Source organism: Sphingobacterium thalpophilum (assembly GCF_038396785.1).
In the GTDB taxonomy this organism is placed as follows: domain Bacteria; phylum Bacteroidota; class Bacteroidia; order Sphingobacteriales; family Sphingobacteriaceae; genus Sphingobacterium; species Sphingobacterium thalpophilum_A.
In genome coordinates this window covers 3,853,170-3,866,871 of the sequence record NZ_CP151087.1, presented here as the reverse complement: position 1 = coordinate 3,866,871, position 13,702 = coordinate 3,853,170, and the positions used below count along the sequence as shown (strand labels likewise).

Annotated in this window: 11 protein-coding genes; 6 read left to right on the top strand and 5 right to left on the bottom strand. The window is 39.3% G+C overall.

Going from position 1 to position 13,702, the window contains the following annotated elements:
- Nucleotides 1–6: 6 nt before the first annotated feature.
- The 6 genes from AACH28_RS17215 to AACH28_RS17190 all read left to right on the top strand — a co-directional run bounded on the left by AACH28_RS17215 (nucleotide 7) and on the right by AACH28_RS17190 (nucleotide 5,316).
- Nucleotides 7–1,467 carry a lipopolysaccharide biosynthesis protein gene (locus tag AACH28_RS17215; RefSeq protein ID WP_341831086.1) on the top strand — a complete coding sequence of 487 codons (1,461 nt, stop codon included), beginning with the start codon at nucleotides 7–9 and terminating at the stop codon, nucleotides 1,465–1,467.
- Nucleotides 1,468–2,340, top strand: a complete 873-nt coding sequence (locus AACH28_RS17210; protein ID WP_341831085.1) for a glycosyltransferase family 2 protein — start codon at nucleotides 1,468–1,470, stop codon at nucleotides 2,338–2,340. It begins immediately after the preceding gene.
- A 3-nt stretch (nucleotides 2,341–2,343) separates the two neighbouring features.
- Nucleotides 2,344–3,258 carry a sugar transferase gene (locus tag AACH28_RS17205; protein ID WP_341831084.1) on the top strand — a complete coding sequence of 305 codons (915 nt, stop codon included), beginning with the start codon at nucleotides 2,344–2,346 and terminating at the stop codon, nucleotides 3,256–3,258.
- Nucleotides 3,259–3,263: 5 nt separating this feature from the next.
- Nucleotides 3,264–4,019 carry a glycosyltransferase family 2 protein gene (locus AACH28_RS17200; RefSeq protein ID WP_153844439.1) on the top strand — a complete coding sequence of 252 codons (756 nt, stop codon included), beginning with the start codon at nucleotides 3,264–3,266 and terminating at the stop codon, nucleotides 4,017–4,019.
- On the top strand, nucleotides 4,019–4,234 hold the full coding sequence (locus tag AACH28_RS17195; protein WP_046673143.1) for a DUF3820 family protein: 216 nt from the start codon (nucleotides 4,019–4,021) through the stop codon (nucleotides 4,232–4,234). The genes AACH28_RS17200 and AACH28_RS17195 overlap by 1 nt, the downstream gene beginning before the upstream one ends.
- Nucleotides 4,235–4,329: 95 nt before the next feature.
- The gene (locus AACH28_RS17190; protein ID WP_341831083.1) at nucleotides 4,330–5,316 is read left to right on the top strand and encodes a rhodanese-related sulfurtransferase; all 987 of its coding nucleotides are present in this window, start codon (nucleotides 4,330–4,332) and stop codon (nucleotides 5,314–5,316) included.
- Between the two features lie 128 nt (nucleotides 5,317–5,444).
- Here AACH28_RS17190 and AACH28_RS17185 read toward each other — a convergent pair whose 3' ends face one another.
- The 5 genes from AACH28_RS17185 to trmB form a co-directional block, all read right to left on the bottom strand.
- Entirely contained in the window at nucleotides 5,445–6,140 is a 696-nt protein-coding gene (locus AACH28_RS17185; protein WP_286752789.1) for a DUF937 domain-containing protein, read from the bottom strand.
- Between the two features lie 129 nt (nucleotides 6,141–6,269).
- Complete coding sequence (locus AACH28_RS17180) at nucleotides 6,270–7,532, bottom strand: DUF5689 domain-containing protein (RefSeq protein WP_341831082.1); 1,263 nt, start codon at nucleotides 7,530–7,532, stop codon at nucleotides 6,270–6,272.
- 3 nt (nucleotides 7,533–7,535) lie between these two features.
- Nucleotides 7,536–9,005 carry a SusD/RagB family nutrient-binding outer membrane lipoprotein gene (locus tag AACH28_RS17175; protein ID WP_088163266.1) on the bottom strand — a complete coding sequence of 490 codons (1,470 nt, stop codon included), beginning with the start codon at nucleotides 9,003–9,005 and terminating at the stop codon, nucleotides 7,536–7,538.
- Between the two features lie 12 nt (nucleotides 9,006–9,017).
- Complete coding sequence (locus tag AACH28_RS17170; RefSeq protein ID WP_341831081.1) at nucleotides 9,018–12,269, bottom strand: SusC/RagA family TonB-linked outer membrane protein; 3,252 nt, start codon at nucleotides 12,267–12,269, stop codon at nucleotides 9,018–9,020.
- Between the two features lie 636 nt (nucleotides 12,270–12,905).
- Nucleotides 12,906–13,562: a tRNA (guanosine(46)-N7)-methyltransferase TrmB gene (trmB, locus tag AACH28_RS17165; protein WP_286833378.1), complete on the bottom strand. Its 657-nt coding sequence runs from the start codon at nucleotides 13,560–13,562 to the stop codon at nucleotides 12,906–12,908.
- Nucleotides 13,563–13,702: the final 140 nt, after the last annotated feature.

Genomic DNA, 13,702 nt, shown 5'->3' with positions numbered 1-13,702 from the left:
TTTAGCATGTCATCGCAAACGAAAAATGACTCTTTAAAATCAAAAACAACAAAAGGACTGCTATGGGGTGGTATGGCCAGTATCATCCAGCAGTTTTTGGGCTTCGGCTTCGGCATCCTACTAAACCGTAAGCTAACAGCAGAAGATTATGGCTTAGTAGCTATGATCACCATCTTTTCTGTTCTCGCTTCTGCTTTTCAAGAAAGTGGATTTGTATATGGAATTGTCAATAAAAAAGAAGTCGAACATAAAGATTATAACGCGGTATTTTGGACAAGTGTAGGAATTGGAACATTTATTTATATTGTTTTATTTTTTGCGGCTCCTCTTATCGCCTTATACTATAATCAACCAGTACTTGTAGAACTTAGTAGATTTACCTTTTTATCCTTTTGGCTAGGCAGCTTTGGTATTGCGCACAATGCTTACCTCTTCCGGAATTTAAAAATCAAAGAAAGAGTCATCACAGGCACCTTTGCGCTTATTGCATCAAATATAGTCGGGGTTTATTTAGCCTATAAGGACTATGCCTATTGGGCATACGCCATCCAAATTGTCTCATATAGTGGTTTCAATATGCTCGGATTCTGGTATTTTTCCAAATTCAGACCTACTTTCCAGTTCGATTTCCGACCTATTCGCGACATTTTAGGATTTAGCAGTAAAATACTAGTCACCAATATTTTCATCAACATCAACAAAAATATATATGCCGCGATCTTAGGCCGGCATTATACCGCCGAAGAACTAGGATATACCGTGAATCCAAATCGTTGGAGCATCATGGCCCAGAATATATTGACCAATATGGTTAATAATGTGACACAGCCTATTTTAAAGGAAATAGAAGATGATAAGGATAGACAAGTTCGGGTTTTTCGCAAGCTAATTTCCTTTACGGCCTTTTTAGCCTTTCCAATGTTATTTGGTTTAACAACTGTAGCACAAGATTTCATTACTATTGCGATCACCGATAAATGGGCACAAAGTGCCATATTTCTCCAAATATTTTGTATTGGCGCGGCATTTGATTCTGTAAGCAATGTTTTTTCCAACCTTATCATTAGCAAGGGAAAACCCGAAGTTTATATGCGGAATATCATCGTGTTTGGTCTGCTCCAAATCGCTATTCTGTTCTTCGGCAAATCATTAGGTCTTGAATTGCTCATTGGATTAACCTCAGCATTAAATACGCTCTGGATATTCGTATGGTATGCTTCTGCTAAACCTTATATGAGTTATTCGTTTCGTTATCTTCTGGCAGATATTTTTGCTTATGCATTATTGGCAGCTGCCAGTTGTATTACAGCTCATTATGCCACCGCAGCTATCGCCAATCTCTATCTTAGGTTTGCAAGCACAATTGGAGTGGCCGTATGTGCATATATCATTGTCAATAGAATCTTTAAACCCAGCATTTTGTTGGAATTATTCCACTATTTCCTAACAGTTATCCGAAAAAAATAGATGGCCAGGATTCTCACCATAATCGTCTCTTATAATTTTGAGCCTTGGATCCACAAGTGCTTACCCAGTCTATTGGATTCGAGCTACCCTACAGATATTTTAGTTGTCGACAACAATTCGGTAGACAATTCCACACAGATCATAAAAGAAACGTATCCGACAATAAGACTAATAGAAAGTTCCGAAAATCTGGGTTTTGGAAAGGCCAACAACATCGGACTTGACATTGTTTTGAAGGAAGAATATGATTATGCATTTTTGGTTAATCAGGACGCCTGGCTGGATCGGGACTGTATTGCCAATTTAGTGAAGATAAACACAGACGATATCGGAATTATCTCGCCTATTCACTACGATGGAACCGAAAAAACGCTGGACCATGGTTTTGCTGTATATACAAAAAATGCTACTACCGAAAATTCACATCGCATTTGCTCTTTCGTCAACGCTGCATTTTGGTTTATCCCTAATCCGGTGATCAGAAAAGTCGGTGGTTTCGCGCCGATCTTTTTCCATTATGGAGAAGATAAGGATTATGCCAACCGCATCAAGTACTACGGATTAAGCATTGTTCTTGCCGAAGGAGCCAGAGCCTATCACGATAGACAACAGCGTAAAACAGACCGAAAAACCTTTCTGAAAAGCGAATTTGTCTATCATTTGACAGAGTATTGCAATATCAATTATACCTTTGTAAGATCTTTTTCGATGGCCGTATTGGCGAGTCTGAAGAAAATGGGAGCTTCAATTTTTAAAGGTCATATTTTTGAAGCAAAAAGCTACTTAAACATTGCTTTTAGATTGCTGGGCAAATCGGGAGCAGTTTATCGTACTCGTCTAAGCAACAAAAAAGCATACAACAAAATCTATTGATAAATGAACAGTATTGCTCCAGTCATACTTTTTGTGTACAATCGTCCTGATCATACGATAAGAACGCTCTCAGCTTTAGAAAAGAATAAACTTGCGGACCAGACTACACTTTACATCTATTCGGATGCTGCAAAAAACGAAAAATCTGTTCAAGCTGTTACTGAAGTCCGAAAGATTATCAACGAGTTCTGGAACTTCAAAGAAGTTATTATTGTCGAACGAACAGAAAATTGGGGTTTGGCAGCCAATGTGATCGACGGAGTTACAAAAGTGGTTAATGCACATGGAAAGATTATAGTTTTGGAAGATGATCTGGAAACTGCTGTGTTTGCCCTAGATTATTTCAATCAAGCACTGGAGCGCTATAAAGATCAAGATCAGGTCATGGAGATCAGCGGTTATGGTTATCCGCTAAAAGATTTAAATAAACTGCCTGAGACCTTCTTTTTTCGGGTCGCCAATAGTTGGGGCTGGGCAACCTGGGACCGCGCCTGGCAACATTTCAATCCGAATATTGATGAACTTGTATCGGATTTTACGGCCGAGCAGATACATCAATTCAGTATAGAGGGTAAAGAAAACTTCTGGAAACAAGTGCAGGAATTTAAGGCCGGAAAGATCAACTCTTGGGCGATACGCTGGTATGCTTCTGTATTCAAAAAAAATGGGTTAGTTTTGTATCCAAGGAATTCGATGACACAGAATATTGGCAACGATGGTTCGGGTACACATACAGCTGCGGAAGCTACGTATCAGGTTACACTAGCAGAAAGCCCTGTACGGTATTTTCCGACGGAAATTTCAGAAAACAAGCAAGCTTATGAGGCCATCAAGTATTTCTATTCACATCGGAAAGGATCTTTATTCAACCGTGGCATCCGATTCCTGAAGAAGAAAATGAATAAATTCAATACATAAAAAACATGTCTGCTCATCCTAAATTTTCGATTATAACTGTCGTTTACAACAATGTGCGTGACATAGAACACACCCTGAAATCTGTTGTCAATCAGAGCTATGATCATATAGAGTATATTGTCATTGATGGACAATCAACTGATGGGACATTAGAGATCATCCAAAAATACAGGGATAAAATCACCGTTCTACTCTCCGAAAAGGATAAGGGGATCTATGATGCAATGAATAAGGGATTAGCATTAGCAACAGGTGATTATGTTCTTTTTCTAAATTCCGGAGATGAGATCTATGATCTCAACAGCATTGAGAATCTTGCCAAACTGAGCGATGATGCCGATATTCTTTACGGTGAAACTATCCTCGTAGATGACAATCGAAATATTATCGGTGAACGGAGGCATAAAGTTCCGGCTCATTTCGACTGGAAAAGCTTTCGATATGGCATGAATATATGCCATCAGGCGATCTACATCAAACGTGACATTGCTGAGCCATACGATCTTAATTATAAATTATGTGCTGATATTGACTGGGTTATTCGTTGTGCCAAAAAGGCTAAAAAATCAGTCAATGCACAGCAATATGTAGCCCGATATCTTGTGGGCGGAATGTCAAAGCAAAGACATAAGGAATCCTTGAAAGAGCGCTTTGCTATTTTCAAACACTACTATGGGACCATTCCCAATTTATTTAATCATGGCATAATCGCACTAAAAGCTATTTGGTACCGTCTTAATTATGGAAAACCTCAAGACTAATGTTAAATCCTGAAATTTTAACCGAGCTTGTTACAGTCAAGATGCCATTTGGAAAATACCAAGGATACACCTTATGTAATCTTCCTGAGCCCTATCTCGTATGGTATAACCAAAAAGGCTTTCCAAAGGGAAAACTAGGTCAGCAGTTAGCGACACTCTATGAAATAAAGCTTAATGGCTTGGAATACCTGCTCGAACCTTTAAAGAAAAGATGACGAAGGTCATTTTATTCCACTTATTATTTTTTGTAGCTTTGCACTAAATTTATTTTTAGCATTAAACGCCGTTTGCAGCGGTATCAATGAATATCATGACACAATATCAAACTTTGCTGTACTATTGTTACAGCCCTATCGAGGATGCCGAAAAATTCGCATCAGATCATTTAGAATTTTGTAAATCACTGGACTTAGTCGGCCGTATCATTGTAGCTAATGAAGGTCTTAATGGAACTGTTTCGGGTACTGTAGAATCCTGTAAAAGCTATATGGATGCCATTTATGCCGATGGTCGTTTCAATAAAACAGAGTTCAAAATTGACGATGTAGATGAACCATCATTCATTAAAATGCATTGCCGCTACAAAGCCGAAATTGTTCACTCTGGTTTGAGAGATCCAAAAGAAATTGACCCCAACCGTCAAACCGGTGTGCACCTTGAACCGAAGGATTTCTTAGCCATGAAAGACCAAGAGGATGTGGTTGTATTGGATGTACGCTCAAATTACGAGCACAATGTTGGTCATTTTAAAAATGCTGTTACCCTCGATATTGATAATTTCCGCGAGTTCCCCGAGAAAATCAAAGAGCTCGAACAATATAAAGGAAAAAAAATATTAACGTACTGCACAGGGGGTATCAAATGTGAGAAGGCATCTGCTCTCTTGTTAAAAGAAGGCTTCGAGGATGTTTATCAATTACATGGCGGCATTATCAAATACGGAAAGGAAGCAGGTGGTGAAGATTTTGAAGGTCAATGCTACGTCTTTGACAATCGTGTTACTGTCGATGTAAATTCTGTCAACCCATCCGTGGTATCAACTTGTTTTAACTGTGGCAAGCAAACCACCAAAATGATCAACTGCGCCAACCCAACTTGTAATGAACATTTCACACAATGTGATGAGTGCGGCTGGGAGATGGATGGATGCTGTTCGCCAGCATGTAAGGAAAATCCCAATAAACGTGAATATGACGGAACAGGATATTATGTCAAGGTACCTCAACCCGTCAATATTGACAAAATCAGCAAAAGAAAACATAAAAATTTTCCACCGAAAGTATCGGCCGAAGATTAATACAAATTGAACAAACAGAAAGCGGTCGGAAGTGTAGAACTTCCGACCGCTTCCTGTTTAGGATCTGCACCATCTTAGCTTAATCCCATACTAGCTTTTTATCAAGAAAAATAATAACCGAACACAGCTTACTTGCCAAACATACCGGCGATTGAATCAAGAATATTGCCCTTTGCCTGCCCATCGTTATTTTTATCAAAAAAACTACCTGCCAATCCACCCAACATGTCGGTAACACTACCTCCCGATGCCGGCTGCTCAGTTGCTTGCGCCTGTTCTTCTTGGCTACCGCCTAAAAAAGAGCCTAATATACCACCCAACATACCGCCACCTGCATTTTGTTGTGTTCCACCACCAAGCACAGAGCCGATCAGATCACCAATCCCACCGCCGCTTGAAGCCTGCTTTTGTTGCCCTAAATATCCCATTACGATAGGAGCAAGTGTGGCCAGTACACCCGTCACTTGAGAAGAACTCAAGCCTGCTTTATCCGCTATATGCTGTGTCACGACTTCGGTATTTTGGCCGAACATATGGTTGACAATTTTATTACCGTCTTCAGAAACATTTTGCTCCGCTCCTCCCTGTCCAAAAAGATCTCCAATTTTATCGAGAATCCCGCTACTGCTATGCTGGTCAATAGCCTTATCAATGTTCTCCGCCTGCCCCTTGTTTTTCGCATTGTAATTCAATGCTGCAATCATCAAAGGAACTGCCGCTGCTACAATCCATTTTGCCTTGGATTCGCTGATACCAGTAATTTTTGAAATAGTCTCTATCGCTTTAGAGCCTACTCCACCTGTAACTAAATCTGTTAAGTTCATAAGTCTTCGTTTATAGTTATATAATGAAGATAACGATTTTTTTTGATGAGTTGAGATAATAGCTGATGATAAAAAAGCCCCATTGGATTACACAATCCAATGGGGCCATTTGAAAATCAATTTTTCAAATTAATAACTTTTATAAATAGCAATATCGTCCAATCCCAACCTTCCGTTATTAATCACATTGTTACTTGTCCCTAATCCAAGTTTGGTAACTCTAAAACGAACCGGCCCCTGAATATTCATTAAGAATACAGCCTGTTTTGAATTCATGCTCTCTGTCGTTGTATGCGCGTCCGAAATAGGCTCGCCTGTTTGCTTCCATGTCGTTCCTCCGTCGGTCGAGTATTCCAACTTGAACGTACACGAACGATCGGTGTAATACGAACCATACCAAAGCGTTACTTTTGAGGCCCCATTCGGCACATCAAAATTCATTTGCACATAACCCTCAACACTTAAGTTCTGCTGCATACGGATGGCATTTTTTCCAGAAACGATACGATCACGACCAGCAGTTGTTCCTAGAATAGCCTGATACAGGTTCCATTGCCCCGTTGGAAAGGAGACCGCGTTTTTATCCTTCATATCATAGCTACCTTTCACACTCGCATCTACAGCATCAAAAGTTTCAGGCCAACCTGCATATAACTTACCGCTGGCATAAGCCATATCAGCATAACTCTGCATCCTAACTTGTAGCTTTTCGCCCTCCTTGAATGCAATTCCTCTGAATGATGCACTTGGAGCGATGGACTCCCCAGCAAATGTCGCATTATCTTGTGTATGCAATATAATCTCATTTTTATCACCATCCATTAAGATTTTATCTCCTTTCAACGCTGTCCCAGCTGCGGGTTCAGGTTCAACATCGGCTGTAATATCGATATAGGTTGATTCAAACTCATCAAACTTCGACTTTAGACTGGAAACAGCAACAGGTAATGGGGCAATAGTATTACCAGATGAGTAGACTTTAAGCTGTTGATTATTATCTACTGAAAGAACTAATAAGCCATCTTTTTTAATCAGTTTTGAACCGCTAATATTGATCTGAACCGAATCTCCAAATTTAAATTCAGACGCATTGGGTACCTGAACTAATATTCCACGGCGTTGATTTCGCCAAATATTCTGTACAGCAAGTGTATTTTCTGGTAAATTCTTATTTTCCGCATGCGAAACGACCACTGCTTTGATATGTTCTGCCCCTTGTAGCGAAGACGCATTAAGCTGTAAATCGGCATTTTTATATAGACTGCGTAGCGCATACAACGATATTTCAGGATTTAGCGTCCCTATCGATTCATTGACGTTGTCTTTGATACAGCCGGACAGCAATGCTGACATCGCCAACATACTGCATAGTATTGATTTTAACTTTTTCATTGATTAGTTGATTGAAGGTTGCCACCACATTTTTTCATTTATCCCGTCTCCCCCCATACGACTCACAGCATCCTGATAATTTACTTTGTTTAAAGATTGTACAATTGTTGGATAATTTAAACGTACTGGCATTTTCCCTTGATTCAACAAGCCCGGACCTTTGTATAAATCCAATAATTGGGTTCTACGATATTCGTACCACTGTTGGAAATCCGTAAATAGCATCGCATAGTATTTTTGCAAATGCACCTTTTTCAATTTCGCATGATCACTATCTGTGGGCAGCAACTGAACCTTTGCACTGCTTAGGTAAGATGATGGCGCTGTTAGCCCCCAGTATTCCATAGCCGCGTTCACCCCCTTTAAATAGGCTCCAGGCGCATCAACCTGAGCATACCCTCTCATACCACATTCAGCAATAATAAATTGCAACTCGGCGTAATTCATGATATTCCCCATATGCGAGTCGGCTTTTAGACTTGTTAAAAGCGTTGATTGTTGCTCGGGGACATTTCCTCTCTGGTATCCGGACTGCATACCGCCATATACTCCTAATGTGGCTTCAGTGGCCCAAATTTTTAATCGTGGGTCTGAAAGGTCCAGCAGATTATTGATAAAAAACTCTGAATAGCCTTTGTTTCCATTAAAATCTATGTCACGGCTATTAAAATAAGGATTCATATAAGGCTGTACATTGGTGTAGTATAAAGCAGCCGTTTCTGCATTGCTTTGCATCACCGGATATTCAGCGGCATTCGTTTCTAATATTTCTTTGATCTTTGCAACAGCATTGGTTTCTGACTTATGTGCTATACGTAGCAATAATCGGAGATATAAAGAATTACCAAATTTCTGCCATTTTCCAGGATCTGAATTAAATATAGGATCCATCGCTAAATTGGTCGATTCGACAGCAACCTTACCTTTCAAAAGCGTATTGGCCTCTTCTAATTTTCTAAAGATATCCGCATAAATATCGGACTGTTTATCAAATACAGGAGTTAAATTACTATCACTATACCCTTTATTGCTGTCTGTATAAGGTACATCACCATACATATCAGTTATTAACGAACTCACCCAAGCATCCAATATAAGCGAAATACCCTGGTATGTCTGGTAACCCTTCTGCTGCCCTTCCCCTGCCTTCTGATAAATGTCGCGTATATTCGTCAACTGTACGTACCATCCGGACCAGGTAGATTCCGCTTCTGACGGTCTGATTTCATACCGTTGAATCTCCAATGCATCATTCACCGTTACAGTCACTTGCATAAGCTCATTGTTGATGCGCATATTCCGTGATAAATTTGTGTTTAACACATTGAGTAAAGCTGGCGCGATGAGACTTTGTGGCGCTGCCGCAGAAATTGCATTTGGATTTGTATTTATTGCGACAAAATCTTTTGTACAGCTCTGTAGTATCCCACAGGCTGCCAACAAAATAAAAGCTTTTCTTATATTCTTTTTCATAATACGCTGGATTTAAAATGAGAATGATAAATTGACACCCATTGTGCGGGTTGAAGGGAACTGCGCAATCTCTGCGCCCTTCTCAATACCGCTTGAATTTAGCGATCCAAACTCTGGGTCAAATGAAGGCCATTTGGTCATGACAAACAGATCTCTTCCGTACACGCCAATTGATGCGCGCTCAATTTTCAAGCGTTCAACAAAAGACTTAGGTAATGTATAGTCAAATCTGACCTCACGAAGCTTTATAAAGTCCGTGGAAAACGTATTTGATTCTATATTATCCCGGTTAAAATGTTTAGCATAATAATCTCCAGCAGACGCAACAACTGTATTCTTGCTGTAGCTTCCATCACTATTCTTCACAACACCATCGCCGATAATACCATTATATCGTCCCGGAATTGTCTTTTTTAATTTTCCCTCTTCCATCAATACGGCATGCGTCAACGAATATCCCACTCCGCCGAATTGACCATCAAATAAGAAATTAAATCTAAATCCTTTGTATTTAAATTCATTCCCCCAACCAAATTTGGTCGTTGCATTTGGATTACCGATATACATGTTCTGTTGGGACAATACAGGAAGTCCATTTTCATAAATAATTTGACCATCCTGATTTCGCTCATATCCGAGTCCATAGATATCACCAAATCGTTTACCAGGTATGGCCACAATTGTTCCTCTACTTCCAAACAACGTGGATAGCACTAATTCTCCTTGCAGATCTGCAGGTATGGAAATAACTTTCGAATCATAGCTCGTAAAATTTCCATACATATTCCAATTTAAGCCATCTTTCTTCTTGATAATATCGCCAGAAAGCGCAATCTCTATCCCCCTATTCCGTACCTCTCCAGCATTCGTAATCTGATTTCTGAAACCGCTTGAAGGATCCAGCGGAGACTCAATAATCTGATCAAATGTCGAGTTTGAATACAGAGTAAGATCTAATCTAAGTCGATCTCTGAACATTCTAAAATCTGTTCCTACTTCATAAGAACGCGTACTTTCGAACGTCAGATTTTCATCTGGAACGGTGGTTGGATTTGTAAGCCCTCCAGTGGTCCCCTCAACACTACGGTAACCATAAGAGTTTAGATAAGCCCGTTTTCCTCCACCTCCGACTTGAGCAATCGATGCTCTGACTTTCCAAAAATTTATCGCTTTTGGCAGGTTTAGCAATTGGGAAATAACAAAACTTGTATTAAGCGAAGGGTATATAAATGGTTTAACTTCATTCCGTTTCGGAGATGCTAATGTACTCGCCCAGTCGATACGATTCGTTGCATCGACAAAAATCATATCCTTATAACTATAATTTAGTAAGGCATATAAGCTATTGGCTGCATATTCCTCGCGGTAAGGTAAATAAACGATTTTTTCCCTCGCATTGGCAAAATTATATTGGTTTGGATAAATAAGACTATTAGCGTAAGCATCATCTTTAATATACTTATTGTGCATCAATGAACCTCCAACCGATGCGCCAAATTTGTGAAGATTGTTCCGTTGATTGTTATATTGCAATAAAAAGTCGGAAGTAATTTCCTGGTTATTGATGGACTGCTCCCGGTAATAGCCATAAGCATATTTATAGGTATCAAATGGCCTGGATTGTTTGCGTTTATCATAGCTCCAATCGATTCCTGTCCGCACCATCAAATTCAACTCCTTATTGAATTTATAATCGGCCTGTAAATTTCCAATAATATTGTTTTTATCCTGCGCATTGATCATATCATAAGATATGGTTCTTGGATTATCCAACAGGTTTGAAAACGGAGTCATCTGTTCAATTCCTTCCTTTCCTGGAATCCAATTCTGCTCTAGCCAAGCTGCATTCACATTCGGCACAATGCCCCGTACAAAGTACATGTAACTTTGATTGTTATAACCGCTATTTGGTAAATTGTCTGATCCTCTATTATTAAAATTAATTTTTGTTGAGAGGCTCAGTTTATCCGTCACCTTGTTATTGAACTGCATAGCGATGGTATTCCGATTATAACCCATGTTGGGAATAATCCATTTGTTCGTTACGTTGGTATATGAAAACCGTGAACTGGTCTTTTCAGTAGCACCAGAAATACTGATCGAATTAGTAGACGTGAGCTCCGTTTGGAAAAGATCCTTTCGGTTATTTTCATAGGGTCTCCATAATGTCCGCTCTGGAGGTGTCAAACGATAGAAATTAGGATCGTACTGGTAATAATACTGTCCATCAAATTTGGGTCCCCAAGCAGAAGACGTACTTAAAGTACTTGCACCATCCTCTGACTGTCCGTAGGAATAATAAAGATCCTGATCAATCGCACCTTGACCATATTCGTATTGATAATCGGGCCATCTGTTAATTGTCCCAATTGCCGTATTCGAATTAACGGATACACCAATTTTATTTTTAGCCCCTTTTCCCTTTTTTGTGGTAATAATCACAGCGCCATGTGCGCCACGGGAACCATAGAGCGCTGAAGCGCCTGGTCCTTTCAATACTGAAACGGACTCGATATCATCCGGATTAATATCCGCCAATGATGTTCCAAAATCTACAGGAGAATCACTATCCAAATAATTGGAACTACCATTACCGGTCATCCGCGTCCCTCCTCCCATGACAACACCATCCACAACAATCAATGCGGAATTATCGCCCGTAAAAGATGTTTCCCCTCTTAAAATAATCTGATTGGATCCCAATGGCCCCGCACCCGACTTTACCAAATTCAAACCAGCGACTTTTCCTGTTAGAGCATCCGTCCAATTGTTTGAAATTGCATTCGTCAATTCCTCGCCTTTGACCGTGCTTATGGAATAGCCTAATGCCTTCTCTTCTCGCTGTATGCCTAGCGCTGTCACAACGACTTCATTGAGCGCCTCCGATCTCGCACTTAAAAAAATTTTAGCATTCAATTGGGCTGACGAAAAAGTTTGCGTTTCAGCTTCGTAACCGATTAGCTGAAAACGGATTGCTGTCCCTGATTCTACTTCAATATCGAAATTACCATTTCTGTCCGTCGCTCCTTTAACTACACCCGCTGCAAGGATTGATACGGATGCCAAAGGTTCTTTCGTCTGATTATCGACAACTTGCCCTTTTACTCTAATCTTGGTCTGCTTAACTGCATGCACAGCTTGATCAGATCCTAGTGGAGCCGCCAATGCTGTAAAATCCATATTACAGGCAATTGCTAATGCCACAAATAGCACTTTCGAGGAGGAGTGCCTTAGATTAATTTGGATAGGGTTAATACTAAACATAGTTATTGGTGTAAATTGTTAATTTTCAATTTGGCACAAAAATATATTCTTAACAAAAAGTTTGTTTTAACTTAATGTTTTCTTTTTGTTAACAATTGTTTCGAATAGTATTTCCTTTTATCATACTATTACCGTTTTAATAAAATGCTTTGAAGTTCACCCTGAAGGGATTATCATGCATTAGGCACGCTTTTAAGCGATCTTTCTTTGGTTATTTTATATTTACAAATCGAAAATAATTAATAATATTTAAAAAACGAAATAAATCGAAATTATTTAAAAGCCCTTATTAAAATAAAAAAAACAAGAATTACTTAGTCTTTTAGGAATTATAAGACAGTCGGAAAGGGCCCGAAAGGAGGATTCTAGGATGTTTTAAGTAAATTTACTCCCCCCTTTAAGTAGCTATTTAGTATTTTACATAACTACTATATCCATACTAAAACAATACCGTAACTATACTGGAAGTATACGGTAACTTTCATGTAAAACTACGACAAGAGTAAATAACCGTAGACACAGCTGCCAACTGGGGTAAAAAGTGGGTGATCAAAGCTTCAGTATCCGCAATACTGAAGAAAACAAAAAGAGCCCAAACTTTCGTTGGGCTCTTTATTACAATAGAAGCGTTAAGGCTTAAGCCTTCTCGAAACTCCACTTCACATAGTTAATGTTCTTGTCATGCGCCAAATACTTCCGTTCGTAATATGTTTTAATGGATAAAACGTTATCAACCAAGTCTGAATGGTAAAGATCTGTCGTTTCCTTATATTTTTTCAAACCCTGTAAATCGATCTGCTCTAGTGTGTAAGCATAAAAACCGTCATTGTCTGTTTTCAAATTCATCATCCCTTCAGGCTTCATAATGATTTTATAACGATCCAAAAACTTTGGCCCGGTCAATCGTTTCTTTTCTCGGCTATCTTGCGGTTGCGGATCCGGAAAGGTAATCCAGATCTCATCAATTTCATTTTCAGCAAAATGTTCAAGGATAGTCTCAATTTGTATCCGAAGAAAAGCAACATTCCGAATTCCATCCTCCAAAGCTGTTTTGGCTCCTCGCCAAATACGATTACCTTTAAAATCGATACCGATGAAATTTTTCTCCGGAAACAATCTCGCTAGATTAACAGTATACTCACCTTTACCACAAGCAAGCTCCAAAACAACTGGATTATTGTTACCAAATTGCTTCTCAGCCCATTTTCCTTTATATTCTTTGCCTGCGTCGAGTTGGATTACATTTTCAAAAGTAGCAACTTCAGCAAATTTACGTAGTTTGTCCTTTCCCATTTTTTAATAAATATCCCGCAAAAATAACCTTATATTCCCGCTAAAAAAAATAAATCTGAGAGACAGCACGAATACCGGCAATTACAGAACAATCTGAAGTCCTGTAGCAGACACAGGAATGCATAAATTGCATCCACACG